Origin of the sequence: Pseudomonas sp. TH21, assembly GCF_016651025.1 — a bacterium.
GTDB classification, from domain to species: domain Bacteria; phylum Pseudomonadota; class Gammaproteobacteria; order Pseudomonadales; family Pseudomonadaceae; genus Aquipseudomonas; species Aquipseudomonas aylmerensis.
This window is the reverse complement of sequence record NZ_JAEKEQ010000001.1, coordinates 2,239,329-2,259,007: the sequence shown is the minus strand read 5'-3', so window position 1 is coordinate 2,259,007 and position 19,679 is coordinate 2,239,329. Positions and strand designations below refer to the sequence as shown.

General features: G+C 62.9%; 14 protein-coding genes and 1 pseudogene. 11 read left to right on the top strand and 4 right to left on the bottom strand.

Annotated features, from left to right (window positions below; genetic code table 11):
• Window positions 1–106: 106 nt before the first annotated feature.
• Window positions 107–1,039, bottom strand: a pseudogene (locus JFU04_RS30595) (cache domain-containing protein); the annotation flags it as partial.
• Between the two features lie 344 nt (window positions 1,040–1,383).
• On the opposite strand from JFU04_RS30595, the gene JFU04_RS10185 reads away from it, so the two are divergent.
• The 3 genes from JFU04_RS10185 to JFU04_RS10175 all read left to right on the top strand — a co-directional run bounded on the left by JFU04_RS10185 (window position 1,384) and on the right by JFU04_RS10175 (window position 6,479).
• Entirely contained in the window at window positions 1,384–2,427 is a 1,044-nt protein-coding gene (locus JFU04_RS10185) for an LLM class flavin-dependent oxidoreductase (protein WP_065905683.1), read from the top strand.
• A gap of 308 nt (window positions 2,428–2,735) precedes the next feature.
• Window positions 2,736–5,144 carry a glucose/quinate/shikimate family membrane-bound PQQ-dependent dehydrogenase gene (locus JFU04_RS10180; protein WP_201143984.1) on the top strand — a complete coding sequence of 803 codons (2,409 nt, stop codon included), beginning with the start codon at window positions 2,736–2,738 and terminating at the stop codon, window positions 5,142–5,144.
• A gap of 57 nt (window positions 5,145–5,201) precedes the next feature.
• On the top strand, window positions 5,202–6,479 hold the full coding sequence (locus tag JFU04_RS10175) for a carbohydrate porin (RefSeq protein ID WP_201143983.1): 1,278 nt from the start codon (window positions 5,202–5,204) through the stop codon (window positions 6,477–6,479).
• A 114-nt stretch (window positions 6,480–6,593) separates the two neighbouring features.
• Here the strand turns inward: JFU04_RS10175 and JFU04_RS10170 are convergent, their stop codons facing one another.
• Window positions 6,594–7,769, bottom strand: a complete 1,176-nt coding sequence (locus JFU04_RS10170) for a XylR family transcriptional regulator (protein WP_201143982.1) — start codon at window positions 7,767–7,769, stop codon at window positions 6,594–6,596.
• A 139-nt stretch (window positions 7,770–7,908) separates the two neighbouring features.
• Here JFU04_RS10170 and xylA point away from each other — a divergent pair, with 139 nt between their 5' ends.
• The 4 genes from xylA to JFU04_RS10150 all read left to right on the top strand — a co-directional run bounded on the left by xylA (window position 7,909) and on the right by JFU04_RS10150 (window position 13,350).
• Window positions 7,909–9,225 carry a xylose isomerase gene (gene xylA, locus JFU04_RS10165; RefSeq protein WP_065905671.1) on the top strand — a complete coding sequence of 439 codons (1,317 nt, stop codon included), beginning with the start codon at window positions 7,909–7,911 and terminating at the stop codon, window positions 9,223–9,225.
• A 433-nt stretch (window positions 9,226–9,658) separates the two neighbouring features.
• On the top strand, window positions 9,659–10,660 hold the full coding sequence (gene xylF / locus JFU04_RS10160) for a D-xylose ABC transporter substrate-binding protein (protein ID WP_065905667.1): 1,002 nt from the start codon (window positions 9,659–9,661) through the stop codon (window positions 10,658–10,660).
• 5 nt (window positions 10,661–10,665) lie between these two features.
• Window positions 10,666–12,213 carry a D-xylose ABC transporter ATP-binding protein gene (gene xylG / locus JFU04_RS10155; protein WP_177410346.1) on the top strand — a complete coding sequence of 516 codons (1,548 nt, stop codon included), beginning with the start codon at window positions 10,666–10,668 and terminating at the stop codon, window positions 12,211–12,213.
• Window positions 12,214–13,350 (top strand): sugar ABC transporter permease, encoded by a 1,137-nt coding sequence (locus tag JFU04_RS10150; protein ID WP_065905663.1) that lies wholly within the window; start codon window positions 12,214–12,216, stop codon window positions 13,348–13,350.
• Between the two features lie 131 nt (window positions 13,351–13,481).
• On the opposite strand, the gene JFU04_RS10145 is transcribed toward JFU04_RS10150, so the two are convergent.
• Window positions 13,482–14,981: a CoA-acylating methylmalonate-semialdehyde dehydrogenase gene (locus tag JFU04_RS10145; protein WP_065905661.1), complete on the bottom strand. Its 1,500-nt coding sequence runs from the start codon at window positions 14,979–14,981 to the stop codon at window positions 13,482–13,484.
• 109 nt (window positions 14,982–15,090) lie between these two features.
• Here JFU04_RS10145 and JFU04_RS10140 point away from each other — a divergent pair, with 109 nt between their 5' ends.
• From JFU04_RS10140 to JFU04_RS10125, 4 genes are all read left to right on the top strand, one after another.
• Window positions 15,091–16,029 (top strand): LysR family transcriptional regulator, encoded by a 939-nt coding sequence (locus JFU04_RS10140; RefSeq protein WP_201143981.1) that lies wholly within the window; start codon window positions 15,091–15,093, stop codon window positions 16,027–16,029.
• 68 nt (window positions 16,030–16,097) lie between these two features.
• Window positions 16,098–17,030, top strand: a complete 933-nt coding sequence (locus tag JFU04_RS10135) for an ornithine cyclodeaminase family protein (RefSeq protein ID WP_201143980.1) — start codon at window positions 16,098–16,100, stop codon at window positions 17,028–17,030.
• On the top strand, window positions 17,027–18,160 hold the full coding sequence (locus JFU04_RS10130) for an NAD(P)/FAD-dependent oxidoreductase (protein ID WP_201143979.1): 1,134 nt from the start codon (window positions 17,027–17,029) through the stop codon (window positions 18,158–18,160). Before JFU04_RS10135 ends, JFU04_RS10130 begins: the two co-directional genes overlap by 4 nt.
• Window positions 18,160–18,786 (top strand): helix-turn-helix transcriptional regulator, encoded by a 627-nt coding sequence (locus tag JFU04_RS10125; protein ID WP_201143978.1) that lies wholly within the window; start codon window positions 18,160–18,162, stop codon window positions 18,784–18,786. Before JFU04_RS10130 ends, JFU04_RS10125 begins: the two co-directional genes overlap by 1 nt.
• A gap of 84 nt (window positions 18,787–18,870) precedes the next feature.
• On the opposite strand, the gene JFU04_RS10120 is transcribed toward JFU04_RS10125, so the two are convergent.
• Window positions 18,871–19,647: an ABC transporter substrate-binding protein gene (locus JFU04_RS10120; protein WP_065905654.1), complete on the bottom strand. Its 777-nt coding sequence runs from the start codon at window positions 19,645–19,647 to the stop codon at window positions 18,871–18,873.
• Window positions 19,648–19,679: the final 32 nt, after the last annotated feature.

Sequence of the window (19,679 nt, the reverse complement as noted above, 5' to 3'; positions counted from 1 at the left end):
AGGCGACGTCGGCCATCTCTATCGAGACTTCGGTGGCACTGCCGGAGCTGCTGTGGATTTGCGCGGCGGCCTGGCCGATGCGCTGGATCAGGGTGCGGATGGCTTCCAGGAACTGGTTGAACCAGCCGGCGAGCTGCGCCGTCTCGTCGCGGCCATTGACCGCCAGGCGCGCCGTCAGGTCACCCTCGCCCTGCGCAATGCCTTCCAAGCCACTGGCCACGCCACGGATCGGCTTGACGATCAGCCCGGCAAACCAGGCGCCCGCCCCGGCAAACAGCAGGCCACACACCAATGCGATAGCCGCGATCAACCAGGTCAGGCGTGCCGCGCCGGCCATCACTTCGCTTTCGCGCACCAGCCCGACAAAGCGCCAACCCAATGCCTTCGACGGCCACACCAGCGCCATGTAGCGCTCGCCCGCCAGTTCCACCTGCACCAGGCCTTGGCCGGCTTCGCTCAACTGCCGGTAGCCGTCACCCAACTCGCCGAGTTTCTTGAAGTTGTGGGACGGGTCATTCGGGTCTACCAGCACCGTGTTGTTGGCTTCCATCAGCATCAGGTAGCCGCTTTCGCCCAGCTTGATCTGCTTGACCAGGTCGGTCAGTTGCTTGAGCGACACGTCGATGTTGACCACCCCGCTCGCCTTGCCCTGGCGGTCGTTGAAGCTTTGCACGGTGCTCACCAGCACCACGTCGTCGGCCGCCCAGTAATAGGCTTCGGTGCGCAGGGTCTTGCCCGGTTGCGCCATGGCCGTCTTGTACCAGGGCCGCGTGCGCGGGTCGTAGTTGGCGAGGTTGGGGTCGCCGGGCCAGAACACATAGCCGCCATCCTCGGTACCGAGCGACAGGTAGGTGTAGGCCGAATGACTCTTGGCCAGGCCCTCGAACAACGCGAACAACTGCTGGTCGCGCTCGCCGGGAGCAATGTGCGCGGCGTCGCTGGCCAGGTAGCGTTTCACATCGCCCTGCAGGCTGCGCAACTGCGGGTGCGCAGCCAGGTAGGCGACGTTCTGGCTGATGCCTTCGAAGAACAGTTGCATCGCGTTGTCGACCTGGCGGATCTCGCGGCCACTGCTGTCGACAAAGCTGTCGCGGGCCTCATGGCGTACGTTGAGGATGATCAGCACAGCCACCAGAATCACCGGTAGGCTGGCGATCACCGCAAACGCCAGGATTAATTTTTGTTTTATGTTCATCGAGCTCGCCTTCCTTGTGAGGTGAGGGTGCAACCGTTGGAGAGAAAAGTTTTGCGGATATTCCGTATTATGGTATACCAACAATCAATCCGCCGAACAGCCGTTATCACTGGCAAGCTTCAAGGTGGCGAGAGTACTTAAGGGCCCGCAGTCGACAGGCCGATCACAATAGATCCGAGGTAAGCGTCATGAAGTTTTCCCTGTTCGTACACATGGAACGTTGGGATGAAAGCGTCAGCCACCGTCAGTTGTTCGAAGACTTGACCGAACTGACCCTGATGGCCGAGGCCGGTGGTTTCAGCACCGTATGGATTGGCGAACACCACGCCATGGAATACACCATCTCGCCGAGCCCGATGCCGCTGTTGGCTTACCTCGCGGCCAAGACCACCACCATTCACCTGGGCGCCGGCACCATCATCGCGCCGTTCTGGCACCCGTTGCGGGTGGCGGGCGAATGCGCATTGCTCGACGTGATCAGCAACGGCCGCATGGAAGTCGGCCTGGCCCGTGGCGCCTACCAGGTGGAATTCGACCGCATGGCCGGCGGCATGCCCGCCTCTTCCGGCGGCCAGGCCTTGCGCGAGATGGTGCCGGTGGTGCGCGCCTTGTGGAAAGGCGACTACGCCCACGATGGCGAGATCTGGAAATTCCCCACCTCCACCAGCGTGCCCAAGCCGATCCAGCAGCCCAACCCGCCGATGTGGATCGCCGCCCGCGACCCGGACTCGCACAACTTCGCGGTGGCCAACGGCTGCAACGTGATGGTCACGCCGCTGATGAAGGGCGACGAAGAAGTCCTCGACCTGAAAAACAAATTCCAGGCCGCCCTCGACAACAATCCCGACGTACCGCGCCCGCAACTGATGGTGCTGCGCCACACTCATGTGCATGCCGCCGATGATCCGGACGGCTGGAAAGTCGGGGCCAAGGCGATCTCCAAGTTCTACCGCACCTTCGATGCCTGGTTCGGTAATAAAGAGGTGCCGGTGAATGGCTTCCTGGCCCCGAGCCCGGAAGAGAAATTCGCCGCGCGCCCCGAGTTCGAGCTGGAAAGCCTGCACAAGACCGCGATGATCGGCACCGCCGAAGAAATCATCCCGCGCATCCGCTACTACCAGGAACTGGGCGTGGATGAGTTCAGCTTCTGGTGCGACAACAGCCTGCCGCATGCCGAGAAGAAGAAGTCCCTGGCGCTGTTTATCGAGCAGGTGGTGCCGGCGTTTCGTTGAGTGATCCGCAGCTAAACGTGCGAGCGGGCTTGCCGTGAGGGCAGGCTTGCTTGCACTGGGGGCCCAAAATGCCCCCAAAAGCCGGAGACTGCCGCGCAGTCAGTGCAAGTAAGCTCCCTTCCCACAGAAAGCCCGTGCCTGCAGTTGCCGCCTGCCGATCACCTACACTCATCACAGCCACGCGACATTTAGCCTCAGCCCATCATCGCAGCACCTGTAATAGTCTATTGCAGGACTCCAATGTACTAACTAGTTACTTATCTTGCTAAAATCGCGTCTTTGCCCTCTCACCTTCGAGTCCTGTCGATATGAAACGAGCATCGCGCGCCCATGGCGCCTCTAGATTCCTCCTGCTGGGTTTGGGCGTCATCATCGCCCTGCTCGGCCTCGCGCTGGCTGTTGGCGGCGCCAAACTGGTGAGCCTCGGCGGTTCCTGGTACTTCCTGATCGGCGGCGTGGCCATGGCGGTTTCCGGGCTGTTGATCGCCCGAGGCAAAACCGCTGGCGCGTGGTTGTTCGCAGCGTTCCTGGTGGGGACGGCGATCTGGGCAGTGGCCGATGTCGGGCTGGTGTTCTGGCCGCTGTTCTCGCGGCTGTTCATGTTTGCGGCCATCGGCCTGGTGGTGGCGCTGGTGTATCCGCTGCTGGCTGGCCGCCCTGCACGCGGTGCCTATGGCGTCGCCGCCGTGCTGGCGGTGGGTGTGGCGGTGGCGGCGGGCAATATGTTTGTCGCCCATCCGAGTGTCGCGCCCAACGGTACTGGCCCGGGCATCACGCCGGTGGCTGCAGCCGACGCGCAGAAAGACTGGGCGCACTACGGCAACACCGAAGGCGGCAGCCGCTTCGCCGCGCTGGACCAGATCAATCGCGACAATATCGACAAACTCAAGGTGGCGTGGACCTACCACACCGGTGACGTGGCGATCAGCGACGGCAACGGTGCCGAAGACCAGCTCACGCCCTTGCAGATCGGCAACAAGGTGTTTATCTGCACGCCGCACAACAACCTGATCGCCCTCGACGCCGACACCGGCAAAGAGCTGTGGAAGAACGAGGTCAACGCCAAATCGGCGGTCTGGCAGCGTTGCCGGGGCATGGCCTACTTTGACGCCACCGCGCCGATCGCCCAGCCGACCCAGCCCAACAGCTCGCCGATCATTGCCGCCAGCGTGCCTGCCGGCGCGCAGTGCCAGCGCCGCTTGCTGACCAACACCATTGATGCGCGCCTGATCGCCGTGGATGCCGACACCGGCAAATTCTGCGAAGACTTCGGCACCCATGGCCAGGTGGACCTCAAGGCCGGCCTCGGCGATGTACCGGACAGCTACTACCAGCTGTCGTCCGCGCCGTTGATTGCCGGCACCACCGTGGTGGTCGGCGGCCGCGTCGCCGACAACGTGCAGACCGACATGCCTGGCGGCGTGATCCGTGGCTTCGACGTGATCAGCGGCCAAATGCGCTGGGCCTTCGACCCGGGCAACCCGCAAGACAAGCAAGCACCGGCCGACGGCAGCACCTATGTGCGCAGCACGCCGAACAGCTGGGCGCCGATGTCTTACGACCCGCTGATGAACACGGTCTTCCTGCCGATGGGCAGCTCGTCCACCGACATCTACGGCGTCGAACGTACTCAACTGAACCACAAATACGGCGCCTCGGTGCTGGCACTGGATGCCTCCACCGGTGCTGAAAAGTGGGTGTACCAGACGGTCCACAATGACCTGTGGGACTTCGACCTGCCGATGCAGCCGAGCCTGATCGACTTCACCCCACCGGGCAGCGACAAGGCAGTTCCAGCGGTGGTGATCGGCACCAAGGCCGGGCAGATCTATGTGCTCGACCGCGCCACCGGCAAGCCGCTGACCGAGGTCAAGGAAGTCCCGGTCAAGGCCGCCAACATTCCTAACGAACCCTACTCGCCGACCCAGCCGAAATCGGTGGGCATGCCGCAGATCGGCGCGCAGACCCTGACCGAGTCGGACATGTGGGGCGCCACGCCGTACGACCAGCTGCTGTGCCGCATCGACTTCAAGGGCATGCGTTATGAAGGCCTGTACACCGCGCCAGGCACCGACAAGTCGCTGAGTTTCCCAGGCTCCCTGGGTGGCATGAACTGGGGCAGCATCTCCACCGACCCGGTGCACGGTTTTATCTTCGTCAACGACATGCGCCTGGGCCTGTGGATCCAGATGGTGCCGTCGCAGAACAAGGCGCAAGCCTCGTCCGGTGGCGAAGCGTTGAACACCGGCATGGGCGCAGTACCGCTCAAGGGCACGCCGTATGCGGTGAACAAAAACCGCTTCCTGTCGGTGGCCGGCATTCCGTGCCAGGCGCCGCCGTTCGGCACCCTCACCGCCATCGACATGAAGACCCAGAAGGTCGCGTGGCAAGTGCCGGTGGGCACCGTTGAAGACACCGGTCCGCTGGGCATCCGCATGCACCTGCCGATCAAGATCGGCCTGCCGACCCTCGGCGGCACCCTGTCGACCCAGGGCGGCCTGATCTTCATTGCCGGCACCCAGGACTTCTACCTGCGCGCGTTCAACAGCGCCAACGGTGATGAAATCTGGAAAGCCCGCCTGCCCGTCGGCAGCCAGGGTGGCCCGATGACCTACGTGTCGCCAAAAACCGGCAAGCAGTACATCGTCATCACCGCCGGCGGCGCACGCCAGTCCACCGACCGTGGCGACTACGTGATCGCCTACGCCCTGCCATAACCCCTGTGTTCGCGCGGTGCCCCCCGCACCGCGCTTTCGGCTTTTGGAAGACCGCGCATGACCCCCACTTCTCACTTTTTTCCCAACCGCCTGCTTGGGCGCCTGTTGCTGGGCCTGGCTTTCAGTGCCGCCCTGCCCGCCCAAGCCGACGACACCACCCTGACCGGCGACTGGGGCGGCCTGCGCCGCGAGCTGGACGAGCAAGGCATCCGTTTTACCGGCGACTACAGCGGCGAAACCGCCTATAACGCCCACGGCGGCCAGCACCGTTCGGCGCGTTATTCGCAGAACCTCAAGCTCGGCGTGCAGTTCGACCTGGGCAAGCTATACGGTTTCAACAATGGCGACCGCATCCAGCTGACCATCAATGACCGGCGTGGCAACAGCGCCTCCGAGGACCTGGTGGGCAACCGCCTGCCGATCCAGGAAAACTACGGCGGCCTCTACACCCGTCTCACCGAGCTGAGCTACGAGCGCACGCTGTTCACTCCGGCGCTGAATCTCAAGCTCGGCTACATGGCCATGGGCAATGATCTTGGCGGCCTGGACAGCGGCATTCTGTGCAACTTCATGAACGCCGGTTTCTGCGGGCACCCGCTGAACATGTCCGGCGGCAGCGGCTGGACCAACTACCCGAATGCGCGCCTGGGCGCACGGGTGAAGTATGACTTCTCGCCGTCCTGGCAACTGCGCGTGGCCGCTTTCAACGTGGACCCGGACAGCAACGGCAACTCCAGCCGCGCCTGGCACCTGGGCCCCAAGCACACCACCGGCACCGTGGTGCCGATCGAGTTGGTGTACAAGCACGCCGGCACCCTGCCGGGTGAATACAAGCTGGGCTATTACTACGACAGCTCGGATGTGAAACGCATCGGCAGCGACAAAGACGTCAGCGGGCGTGGCGGTCACTACCTGTTGATCGACCAGGCCGTGTGGGCCTCCAGCAGCTCCGCCGGCCGTGTGCTGCACGCCTTCGGCCAATACTCCGCCGCCAGCGAAGCGGCCTCGCCGTTCAGCAAGTGGTATGGCGCGGGCGTGGTGCTGTACAAACCGTTCGAAGGACGCCCGCGCGATACCCTCGCCCTGGGTTATGGCCGTGCCGTGCCGAACCCGCGCAGCCGTGACGTGCAGGAACTGGCGGCGTTCAACGCAGGCAACAGCTACCCCAACCTGGACAATGCCGAACAGCTGATCGAACTCAGCTACGGCTACCAGGCTACGCCTTGGCTGAACCTGCGCCCGGATGTGCAATACATCATCGAACCGGGAGCGTTTTCCGGCTCGGACATCGACAACGCGTTGGTGTTGGGCTTGCAGGTCAAGGCCGTGTTCTAAGCGTCTCAACAGTCAAAAAATGCAGGCGCTGGTTTGCCTGCGATAGCGGTAGTTCCAAGCAGGATCAATAAGCTGACACACCGCTATCGCGGGCAAGCCCGCTGCCACAATGACCTAGGACGTGCCCTGCTGATACTCGCGCGGCGTGCAGCCAAACTCGCGCCGAAACACCGTATGCAGGTACTGCGCGGACTTGAAGCCGCACTGCTGGGCAATATCGGCAATCGCCAGCGCCTGGTTTTCCAGGCCCTTGGCGGCGGCGGCGAGTTTGAAGCGCAGGATCTCGTCATGCACGCTGCAGCCGCGTTCCTTGCGAAAGTGCGACTCCAGTGACGAGCGCGACACCCCCACATAAGCCGCCACCTGCGCGGTCTTGATGCCCTGGCACGCGTACTGGCGGATAAACAGCAGTGCCTGCATCACATACGGATTCCCCAACGGCTGGTGCAAGCTGGAGGCCTGCACATTGATCGCCTCCGGTGGCACCAGGATCTGCGTTCCGGTGCAGGGCTTGCCGTGCAGCATCTGGTGCAGCAATGCCGCCGCCGTGCGCCCCATGGTTTCGGTGCCCTGGATCACTGAGCTGAGCGGCACCCGCGTGAGGGTGCGGGTCAGCGGGTCGTTGTCGATGCCGATCAACGCCACTTCCTCCGGCACCGCGATGCCGGCAGTCAAACAGGCTTGCAGCAATTGCCGCGCGCGGGCGTCGGTGACGGCAATGATGCCGATCGGCTTGGCCAGGCTCTGCAGCCAGGCGATCTGCTGCTCCACTGCGCTGTCCCACAGCGGCGCGCTGGTCCCCAAACCGCGATAGACCTCGACGTGCAAGCCGTCCCGCTGCAGCAGCAGGCGAAAGGCTTTCTCGCGCTCCTGCGCCCAGCGATTGGCCTGCGCCTCGGGCAGGCTGAAACAGGCAAACCGGGTCAGGCCGGCCTCGATCAGGTGTTCGTAGGCCAGTTTCATCAGCGCATGGTTGTCAGTGGCCACGTAAGGAATGCCGGTGGGATAAGCACGCGCATCCTGGTAGGAGCCGCCCACCGCCACCACCGGCAGCTTGATATTGGCCAGTGCTTCGCCAATCAACGGGTCGTCGAAGTCAGCGATGATGCCGTCCCCCTGCCAGCGCTCGATGCCCTTGAGGCGGCACAGGAAGTCTTCTTCAAGGAACAGATCCCAGGACGCGCGGGTGCTGCTCAAGTAATTGCCGATGCCGGTGATGATGCCCCGGTCGTAGATCTTGCTGCCGTTGAACAGCAAGGCAATGCGGTGCACGGGCGGTAGGGTTTTCATTGTTTTTGTCCGAAGGCCAGTCGCTACAGACTAGCCCCCGCCACTCAAAATCGCACCACACCTTGATGATTTTCATACTCGGCAGGCCAGGTGCCGTTGCTAGTATCCAGACACCGCCAAGAACAATAAGGAAAACGCCATGACGTACTTCCCCGGTGTCGAGAAGGTTCGCTTCGAAGGCCCCGACAGCGATGCTCCCCTCGCCTTTCGCCATTACGATGCCAACAAGCTGATCCTCGGCAAGCCCATGCGCGAGCACCTGCGCATGGCGGCCTGTTATTGGCACACCTTCGTGTGGCCGGGGGCCGACATGTTTGGCGTGGGCACCTTCAAGCGCCCGTGGCAGCGCAGCGGTGACCCGATGGAACTGGCCATCGGCAAGGCGCAGGCGGCGTTCGAGTTTTTCTCCAAGCTGGGCATCGACTACTACAGCTTTCACGACACCGACGTGGCGCCGGAAGGCAGCTCGCTGAAGGAGTACCGCAACCACTTCGCGCAGATGGTCGATCAGCTCGAGCGCCATCAGGAAGAGACTGGCATCCGCCTGCTGTGGGGCACCGCCAACTGCTTCAGCAACCCACGGTTTGCCGCCGGCGCCGCCAGCAACCCCGACCCGCAAGTGTTTGCCTACGCCGCCGCGCAGGTGTTCAGCGCGATGAACGCCACGCTGCGGCTCAAGGGGTCCAACTATGTGCTGTGGGGTGGCCGCGAGGGCTATGAAACCCTGCTCAACACCGACCTCAAACGTGAGCGCGAGCAACTCGGGCGCTTTATGCGCATGGTGGTGGAGCACAAGCACAAGATCGGCTTCAAGGGCGACCTGCTGATCGAGCCCAAGCCTCAGGAGCCGACCAAGCACCAGTACGATTACGACAGCGCCACGGTGTTCGGCTTCCTGCATGAATACGGCCTGGAACACGAGATCAAGGTCAACATCGAGGCCAACCACGCGACCCTGGCCGGGCACAGTTTTCATCATGAGATTGCCACCGCAGTGTCGCTGGGCATCTTCGGCAGCATCGACGCCAATCGCGGCGATCCGCAGAACGGCTGGGACACCGACCAGTTCCCCAACAGCGTCGAGGAGATGACGCTCGCCACTTATGAAATCCTCAAGGCCGGGGGTTTCAAGAATGGCGGCTACAACTTCGACTCCAAGGTGCGCCGGCAGAGCCTGGACGACGTCGACCTGTTCCACGGCCACGTCGCGGCGATGGATGTGCTCGCCCTGGCACTGGAGCGTGCGGCGGCGATGGTGCAGAACGACCGCCTGCAGCAGTTCAAGGACCAGCGCTATGCCGGTTGGCAGCAGCCGCTGGGCAAAGCCGTACTGGCGGGCGAGTTCAGCCTCGCGTCGCTGGCCGAGCATGCCTTTGAGCACGAGCTGAACCCGCAGGCAGTGAGCGGCCGGCAGGAGATGCTGGAGGGGGTGGTCAACCGGTTTATCTATCCCTGATGGCGAGCGGACTTCCTTTGGCTGGCGGACTTGTTATGGCAAGTGGGCTTGTTGTGGCAAATGGGCTTTTTGTGATGAGCAGCCTCTTTGTGGCAAGTGGGCTCTTTGTGGTGAGCGGGCTTGCCCCGCGTTGGGCTGCGAAGCGGCCCCAAGACCCGGCACCTCGGTGTGCCAGGTTGAACCCGGTCGCTTGCAATAGGGGCTGCTTCGCAGCCCAACGCGGGGCAAGCCCGCTCGCCACAACAAGCTTGCTAGCCTCAATAAGCCTGCTAGCCACAAAGAAGCTGCTCAACCCAATGAACCCACTTGCCACAAAGAGGCTGCTCAACCCAAAGAGCCCACTTGCCACAAAGAGGCTGCTCGCCACAAATACAGTGTTCGCCTAGAGTCTTCGCACAGTGCCTTTCCAACAACAATAAAAGGACGCACCACCATGAAAGCATTCAAACGCACGCTGCTCGCCACTGCCCTGGCCTTGCTCGCCCTGCCGGTGATGGCAGATCCTGCGCACCCGAAGATCGGTTTCTCCATCGACGACCTGCGCCTGGAGCGCTGGTCGCGTGACCGCGATTACTTCGTCGCGGCGGCAGAAAAACTCGATGCCAAGGTCTTCGTGCAGTCCGCCGATGCCAACGAGCAGAAGCAGATTTCCCAGATCGAAAACCTGATCTCACGCGGCGTCGACGTGATCGTGATCGTGCCGTTCAACGCCACCGTGCTCACCAACGCCGTCGCCGAAGCCAAGAAGGCCGGGATCAAGGTGGTGTCCTATGACCGCCTGATCCTCAACGCCGATATCGACGCCTACATCTCCTTCGATAACGAAAAGGTCGGCGAGATGCAGGCCAACGGTGTGCTGCAAGCGGCGCCCAAGGGCAACTACTTCCTGCTCGGCGGCGCGCCCACCGACAACAACGCCAAAGTGCTGCGCGAAGGCCAGATGAAAGTGCTGCAGCCGGCCATCGACAAGGGCGATATCAAGATTGTCGGCCAGCAGTGGGTCAAGGAATGGAATCCTACCGAAGCCCTGGGCATCGTCGAAAACGCCCTGACCCGGAACAACAACAAGATCGACGCCATCGTCGCCTCCAACGACGCCACCGCCGGCGGTGCGATCCAGGCGCTGGCCGCGCAGAAGCTCGCCGGCAAGGTGCCGATCTCCGGCCAGGACGCCGACCTCGCCGCCGTCAAGCGTGTGATCGACGGCACCCAGACCATGACCGTGTACAAACCACTCAAGTTGATCGCCACCGAAGCCGCCAAGCTGTCGGTGCAACTGGCGCGCAATGAGAAGCCGTCCTATAGCTCGCAGTACGACAACGGCAGCAAGCAGGTCGACACCATCCTGCTGACCCCGACGCCGCTGACCAAGGCCAATATCGACCTGCTGGAGAAGGACGGTTTCTATACCAAAGAGCAGATTGGCGGGCTGTGACCGCCATGGCTGACTACCTGCTGCAAATGAACGGCATCGTCAAAAGCTTTGGCGGTGTCAACGCGCTCAACGGCATCGATATCAAGGTGCGGCCGGGGGAATGTGTCGGCCTGTGCGGTGAGAACGGCGCCGGCAAATCCACCTTGATGAAGGTGCTGTCGGCGGTCTATCCGTATGGCACCTGGGAGGGCGAAATTCTCTGGGACGGACAGCCGCTCAAGGCCCAGTCCATCAGTGAAACCGAGGCCGCCGGCATCGTCATCATTCACCAGGAGCTGACGCTGGTGCCCGACCTGTCGGTGGCCGAGAACATCTTCATGGGCCACGAACTGACCCTGCCCGGCGGGCGCATGAACTACCCGGCGATGATCCATCGCGCCGAACAGTTGATGCGCGAGCTCAAGGTCCCGGACATGAACGTGGCGCTGCCGGTGTCGCAGTACGGCGGCGGTTACCAGCAACTGGTGGAAATCGCCAAGGCCCTGAACAAGCAGGCGCGCCTGCTGATTCTCGACGAGCCCTCCTCGGCCCTGACCCGCTCGGAAATCGAGGTGCTGCTCGACATCATCCGTGACCTCAAGGCCAAGGGCGTGGCCTGCGTGTACATCTCGCACAAGCTCGATGAAGTGGCGGCGGTGTGCGACACCGTCTCGGTGATCCGCGACGGCAAGCACATCGCGACCACGGCCATGGCCGACATGGATATCCCGCGGATCATCACGCAGATGGTCGGGCGGGAAATGAGCAACCTCTACCCCACCCAACCCCATGACATCGGCGAGGTGGTTTTCGAGGCGCGCAATGTCACCTGTTACGACGTCGACAACCCCAGGCGTAAACGCGTCGACGATATTTCATTCAGCCTCAGGCGCGGGGAAATCCTCGGCATTGCCGGGCTGGTCGGTGCCGGGCGCACGGAACTGGTGTCGGCACTGTTCGGTGCCTACCCCGGTCGCTACAGCGGCGAGGTGTGGCTGGACGGCCAGGTGATCGACACCCGCACGCCGCTCAAATCCATCCGCGCCGGGCTGTGCATGGTGCCCGAGGACCGCAAGCGCCAAGGCATCATCCCGGACCTGGGCGTCGGCCAGAACATCACCCTGGCCGTACTCGACACCTACGCGCACATGACCCGCATCGACGCCGAAGCCGAACTGGGCAGCATCGATCAGCAAATCACACGCATGCACCTGAAGACGTCCAGCCCGTTTTTGCCGATCACCAGCCTGTCCGGCGGCAATCAGCAAAAAGCCGTGCTGGCGAAAATGCTGATGACCCAGCCCAAGGTGCTGATCCTCGACGAGCCCACGCGCGGCGTGGATGTGGGCGCCAAGTACGAGATCTACAAGCTGATGGGCGCGCTGGCGGCTGAAGGGGTGTCGATCATCATGGTCTCCTCGGAGCTGGCCGAAGTGCTCGGCGTGTCCAACCGCGTGCTGGTGATCGGCGACGGCCAGTTGCGCGGCGATTTCATCAACCAGGGGCTCACCCAGGAACAAGTGCTCGCCGCGGCGCTCAGCCAACACAATAATAACGATCGGAAAACCGCGTAGATGAATCAGGTCAAACAGCTGTTTACCCGCTACAAAATGCTCGCACTGGTGATCGCCGTGGCGTTCATCTGGCTGTTTTTCACCTGGCAGACCGAGGGCGGTTTCCTCACCCCGCGCAACCTCTCCAACCTGCTGCGGCAGATGGCGATCACCGGGATCCTGGCCTGCGGCATGGTGCTGGTGATCATCAGCGGCGAGATCGACTTGTCGGTAGGTTCGCTGCTGGGATTACTGGGCGGGCTCGCGGCAATCCTGGACGTGGTCTATCACGTGCCGCTGCTGGCCAACCTCAGCCTGGTGGCGCTGTGCGGGTTGATGATCGGATTGGCCAACGGCTACATGACCGCTTACCTGCGCATCCCCTCGTTTATCGTCGGCCTGGGGGGCATGCTGGCGTTTCGCGGGATTCTGCTGGGGATCACCGGCGGCACCACCATCGCGCCGGTATCGCCGTCGCTGGTGTATGTCGGCCAGGGTTACCTGCCGCACGCGGTGGGCGTGGGGCTCGGCGTGTTGCTGTTTGCGCTGACGCTGTTCCTCACCTGGAAACAACGGCGCAACCGCGCACTGCATGGCCTGGCGGCGCACTCGCGGGTGCGCGACGTGCTGCGGGTAGTGCTGATCGGCGCGGTGCTCGCCGGGTTCGTTACCACCCTCAACAGCTACGACGGCATCCCGGTGCCGGTGCTGTTGCTCCTGGTGCTGCTCGGCGTGTTCAGCTATGTCACCAGCCAGACCGTGTTCGGCCGCCGCGTGTATGCGGTGGGCAGCAATATGGAAGCCACGCGCCTGTCGGGCATTAACGTGCAGGCGGTCAAACTGTGGATTTTCGGCATCATGGGCGTGATGTGCGCCTTCGCCGGCCTGGTCAACACGGCCCGCCTCGCCGCCGGCTCACCCTCGGCGGGCAGCATGGGCGAACTGGATGCCATTGCTGCGTGCTTTATCGGCGGCACCTCCATGCGCGGCGGCTCGGGCACGGTGTATGGCGCGTTGCTCGGGGCGTTGGTGATTACCAGTCTGGATAACGGCATGTCGATGCTGGACGTGGACAGTTACTGGCAGATGATTGTGAAAGGCAGCATTCTGGTGCTGGCGGTGTGGGTGGATGTGAGTACGCGGGCGGGGCGGCGCTGAACGCAAGCAAAAAAATGTGCGAGCGGGCTTGCCTGCGATAGCGGTCTATCAGTGACAAATGTCCTGACTGACCCTGCGCTATCGCGGGCAAGCCCGCTCCCACAAGGGGTCCTGCGGTGTTCCAACCGTCGTTACTTGGAGACCGGCATCGCAAACTCCGCGCCCTGCTCGATGCTTTCCGACCAGCGCTGCATGATCGACTTCTGCTTGGTGTAGAAGCGCACACCTTCAGTGCCATAGGCATGCATGTCGCCAAACAAGCTCTTCTTCCAGCCACCAAAGCCGTGCCAGGCCATCGGTACCGGGATCGGTACGTTGATGCCAACCATGCCCACTTCGATGCGCCGCGCGAACTCGCGGGCAATGTTGCCGTCGCGGGTGAAGCAGCTCACGCCGTTGCCGAACTCGTGGTCGTTGACCAGCTTGATCGCCTCGCCGAAGTCACTCACGCGCACGCAGGCCAGCACCGGGCCGAAGATTTCTTCGCGGTAGATGCTCATCTCTTTTGTCACGTGATCGAACAGGGTCGCGCCGAGCCAGAAGCCGTTTTCCAACCCCGCTTCGGTCGGCACATAGTCACGGCCGTCGAGCAGCAGTTGCGCGCCAGCCTTCACACCTTGTTCGATGTAGCCGCTGATGCGCTCCAGGGCGGCACGCGACACGATCGGGCCCATTTCGGCCTTGAGGTCGCGGCCATCGGTGATGCGCAGTTGCTTGGCGCGTTCGGTCAGGGCGGCGATGACTTTGTCACCGACATCGCCGACCAGCACCGCCACCGAAATCGCCATGCAGCGCTCGCCGGCACTGCCGTAGGCGGCGCCCATCAGCGCGTCGACGGTTTTCTCGATGTCCGCGTCGGGCATCACCACCATGTGGTTTTTCGCGCCGCCCAGGCCTTGCACGCGCTTGCCGTTGCGCGCGCCGGTTTCATAGATGTACTGCGCAATCGGTGTCGATCCGACAAAGCTCACAGCCTTGACGTCCGGGTGTTCGATCAGCGCGTCCACCGATTCCTTGTCGCCCTGCACCACGTTGAATACGCCTTTCGGCAAGCCGGCTTCATGCAGCAGCTCGGCCATGAACAGCGAAGCGCTCGGGTCGGTCGGGCTCGGCTTGAGGATGAACGTGTTGCCCGCCGCGATGGCGATCGGGTACATCCACATCGGTACCATCACCGGGAAGTTGAACGGCGTGACGCCGGCCACCACGCCCAGCGGCTGGCGCAGGGTCCAGTTGTCCATGCCTCGCGAGACCTGGTCGGAATGTTCGCCCTTGAGCAGGTTCGGGATGCCGCAGGCGAATTCAAGAATATCGATGCCCCGGTCGACTTCACCCTGGGCGTCGGTGAAGACCTTGCCGTGTTCGGCGACGATGATGCGCGCCAGGTCGTCCTTGCGCTCACGCAGCAGATGCAGGTATTCGAACAGTACGCGGGCGCGGCGGATTGGCGGGGTGTCGGCCCAACCGGCGAAGGCGGCCTGCGCAGCGGCGACGGCTTCGGACACGGTCTGGCGACTGGCCAGGGCGACGCGGGCGGTCACTTCGCCGGTGGCCGGGTTGTAGACGTCCTGATACCGGTCATCGCGGCTCACGCGCTGATCGTTGATGTAGTGCTCGATTGTTGTAGTCATGGCAATAGATCCCAGGTGGGTGGCGTTGGGACACACGATAGGCTTTCTGTTTGTTCCAAACCAGAGCAGAATCCAGAACTGATTGTCCTTATAAGCGAACAATAAGCGCATGGAAAAATCCGAGATCGAAGGCCTGTGGACCCACATCCACTGGCTGTCAGTGCTGGAAGAACACGGCACCTACACCGCTGCAGCGGCACGGTTGGGGGTGAGCAAATCGGCGGTCAGCCAGCGCATCAGCGACCTGGAAAAAGCCACCGGTACCCGTTTGGTGACGCGCACCACGCGCAGTGTGCGCCTCACCGATGCCGGGTTGTCGCTGACCCGTGAGGTGCGCGGTGCCTACGAACAGATCGCGCGCAGTTTTTCCTCGGTGCGCGACTCGGCCGGGGAGATTCGCGGGCTGGTGCGCCTCACCGCCCCGGTGGCGTTCGCGCGCCAGCAACTGGTGCCGCACTTGTCCGAATTCCTCCAGCGGTATCCGCAGGTGCGCCTCCAGCTGGATGTGTCGGACGCCTTGAGTTCGCTGGCCGCCGAAGGCTACGACCTGGCGGTGCGCCACGGTTTCCAGGTGCCCGAAACCCACGTGGCCTGGAAGCTCTGCGACACCGGCTCGGTGCTGGTCGCCAGTCGCGATTACCTGCAACGCCATGGCGAGCCGCGCGAACCCGGCGACCTCAGCGCCCACAACTGCCTGTTCTATCCACGCGGCAGCGACCAGCCCGCCTGGACCTTCGAACGCGGCAGCAAACACCTTGAGCGCGTCACCATACCGATCGCCGGCAGCTTCGCCACCAACAACAGCGAAGCGTTAAGGGATGCGGCCCTCAACCACCTGGGCATCGCCCTGCTCCCGGATTTCAGCGCCCATGCCGCGCTCGCCAGCGGCAAGCTGGTGCAAGTGCTCAAGGACTGGACGCTCAAGGGCGCATTTGCCGATGAGATTTACCTGATACGGCCCTATTCGCCCCACGTGCCGAAGTCGGTGAGTGCCTTGGTCGGCTTTTTGAAAGAACGGTTGTCGGGCGGGTTCCGATTCAAGGGCTGAGGTTTGCCTCTTGCCCAACAGAACAAAAAGTCCATAATGGACAAATAAGTTCAATAATCGGAGCGCCCATGTCCAGCACACCTCACGTCATCAACCACGCCCAGGCCCGCGAGTTACTTGCTCAGGTGGATGTACTGCAGATCCTGCGTGCGCTGTTTCGCGACCTCGCCGCCGGGCACGCAGTGCAACCGGCGCAACAGTTGGTGGAATTTCCCCACGGCGGCGGTGACTTTATCAACTACCTGGGGGTGCTGGCGCAGGACGGCGTGTATGGGGTCAAGACCTCACCCTACATCGTGCGCGAACAAGGGCCGCTGGTGACGGCCTGGACGCTGCTGATGTCGATGCAAACCGGCCAGCCGTTGCTGCTGTGCGATACCGCCGAGCTGACCACCGCGCGCACGGCCGCGACCACGGCGTTGGCGGTGGATGCACTGGCGCCGCCGCAGGCAAAGCGCCTGGCGATCATCGGCAGTGGCAAGGTCGCGCAGGCGCATCTGCACTATGTGAAAGACCTGCGGGACTGGCAGAGCATCAACCTGTTTTCGCCGAGCCTGGCCGGGAAAAAGTCCCAGCTCGAAAGCCTGGACCCGCGGTTGAAGATCGCCTCAACCTGCGATGCCGCATTGGAGGATGCCGACGTGATCCTGCTGTGCACCTCCTCGGCCGGGCCGGTGATCGACCCGGCGCGCCTGGGCAAGCCGGCGTTGATCACCTCCATCAGCACCAACGCCCCGCGCGCCCATGAAGTGCCGCCGCAAAGCCTCAACGACATGCAGGTGTTCTGCGACTATCGCCGTACCACCCCAGGCTCGGCCGGCGAAATGCTGATTGCCGCCGAGCAGCACGGCTGGGACATCGCCTCGGTGGTCGGCGACCTGCCAGAGTTGCTCAGCGAGCAGGTGCCGCGCCCATCCTACGACCGTCACGTATTCTTCCGCTCTATCGGCCTGGGCCTGGAAGACATCGCACTGGCTAATGCCCTTTGGAGACAGCTATGAGCCACGCAGACTTCATCATCATCGGCGGCGGCATTGCCGGCGCCTCCACCGGTTTCTGGCTGTCGCCGCACGGCAAGGTGATTGTGCTGGAGCGTGAATCCCACCCGGCCTACCACTCCACCGGGCGCTCGGCGGCGCTGTACACCGCCGCCTATGGCACCCCGCAGGTGCGCGCGCTGACCCTCGCCAGCCGTGAGTTTTTCGACCACCCACCCAGCGGTTTCTGCGAGCACCCACTGCTGACGCCACGCGGTGAAATGACCGTGGACTTCATCGGCGACCCGGATGAATTGAACGCGCAGTACTTGAGCGCCAAGGCCACCGTGCCGCAGGTCGAGCAACTGAGCGCCGACCTGGCCTGTGCGATGCTGCCGATCCTGCGCCGCGAAAAAGTCCACGGTGCGATTTATGACCCCACCGCCAGCGACATCGACACCGACGCCCTGCACCAGGGCTACTTGCGCGGGATTCGCCGCAATCAGGGCGAAGTGCGCACTGACAGCCACGTCCTCGGTTTGAGCCGCGACAGCGCCGGCCTCTGGCATGTGAATACCCAGGACGCCACCTTCACCGCGCCGATTATCATCAATGCCGCCGGCGCCTGGGCCGATCATATCGGCGGGCTGGCCGGCGCCGCCGCCATTGGCCTGCAACCCAAGCGGCGCTCGGCGTTTATCTTCGCCGGCCCCGAAGGCCAGGACACCCACGCCTGGCCGATGCTGGTGGCGCTCGACGAAGCCTTCTACATGAAGCCCGACGCGGGCATGTTCCTCGGCTCCCCCGCCAACGCCGACCCGGTCGAGGCGCAGGATATCCAGCCCGAAGAGTTGGACATCGCCATGGGCATCTACCAGATCGAAGAAGCCACCACCTTGACCATCCGCCGCCCGACCCGCACCTGGGCCGGGCTGCGCAGCTTTGTCCACGATGGGGATCTGCTGGCGGGCTTCGACCCGCAGGTGCCGGGGCTGTTCTGGGTCGCGGCGCAAGGCGGCTATGGCATCCAGACCTCCCCCGCCATGGGCCAGGCCAGTGCCGCACTGGTGCGCGGTGCGCCGCTGCCGGAGCAACTGACGCGGTTCGGCCTGGACGCTGGTATGCTCTCCCCCGCCCGCCTGGAGCCGCATTGATGAACACCGCCGAACACGACAAGGTCATGCAGAACTTCCGCGCGATTGCCGACGCAATCGCCACGCTGTTCTTTCCACACGCGGAAGTGGTGCTGCATGACTTGCGCACGCAAAAAGTCGATTACATCGCCAACAACCTGTCCAAACGTGGCGTCGGTGATGAGTCAGCGCTGGAGGACATGCTCAGCGATGACGTCAGCGAGGTGAATATCGGCCCCTATGAAAAACTCAATTGGGATGGCCAGAAGATTCGCAGCCTGAGCACCGTGCTGCATGACCATAACGGCCGCCGCCTGGCCGTGCTGTGCATCAACTTGAATATCTCGCTGTTCGAGAATGCCAAGGCGGCGCTGGATCTGTTCCTGTCGCCGAGCAAGTTGATCCCGCAACCGGATTCACTCTTTCGTGATGACTGGCAGGAGCGCATCAACACCTTTTTGCACGCCTGGATGCGTGAACGCCAATTGAGCCTGAACCTGCTGACCCGTGACCACAAGCGTGAGCTGGTGCTGGCGCTGCATGCCGAAGGCGCGTTCAAGGGCAAGAGCGCCTCCAACTATGTGGCCAATGTGCTGGGCATGGGGCGGGCGACGGTCTACAAGCACTTGAAGGAATTGAAGGGCTGAAAGCAGCTTTTGTGCAGGCGCCCGGCTTGCCGGCGATAGGGTCCTTGCGGTCGCCATCGCCGGCAAGCCGGGCTGCTGCAAGGGTCAATCGCCGTAGATATCAGACTTGAAGTACTGCTGCGAAATCTTCTGGTACTCGCCACTCGCGCGGATGCCATCGATGGCGCTGTTGAGTTGGCTGACCAACTCGGTATTGCCCTTGCGCACCGCGATCCCCGCGCCCTCACCCACGTATTTCGGGTCCTTGAGTTCCGGGCCGACAAACGCATACCCCTTGCCGCGTGGCATCGACAGGAAATCGCTCAGGGGAATGGTGTCGGCGAAGATCGCGTCCAGTCGCCCGGCCGCCAGGTCCATGTAAATCTCTTCGTTATTGCTGTAGCGCTTGACGGTGATGCCCTTGGGCTCGAACACCTCGGTGGCGTAGCGGTCGGTGGTCGTGGCGCGTTGCACGCCGACCGTCTTGCCCTTGAGGCTGGCGTACTGATCATCCACCACCGCGCCATCCTTCATCACCAGGCGCGACGAAGTGAAGTAATACTTGTGGGTGAAATCCACCGACTTCTTGCGGTCTTCATTGATGGTCATGGACGACAGGGCCATGTCGATTTTCTTCACCTTGAGGGAAGGAATCAGGCCGTCGAACTCACCTTCGATCCACACGCACTTGACCTTCATCTGCGCGCACAAAGCGTTGCCGATGTCGTAGTCGAAGCCAACGATCTTGCCTTCCTCGGTCTTGGACGCAAACGGCGGGTAAGCGGCCTCGATGCCGATGCGCAGGGTTTTCTCGGCGGCCAGCAAGTGGCTGGACGCGATCAGGCCAAGGGCCAGGACGGGAATGACGAAGCGTTTCTTCATGGTTGTGTCTCGCAAGTTGTTGTTGGTTTAGG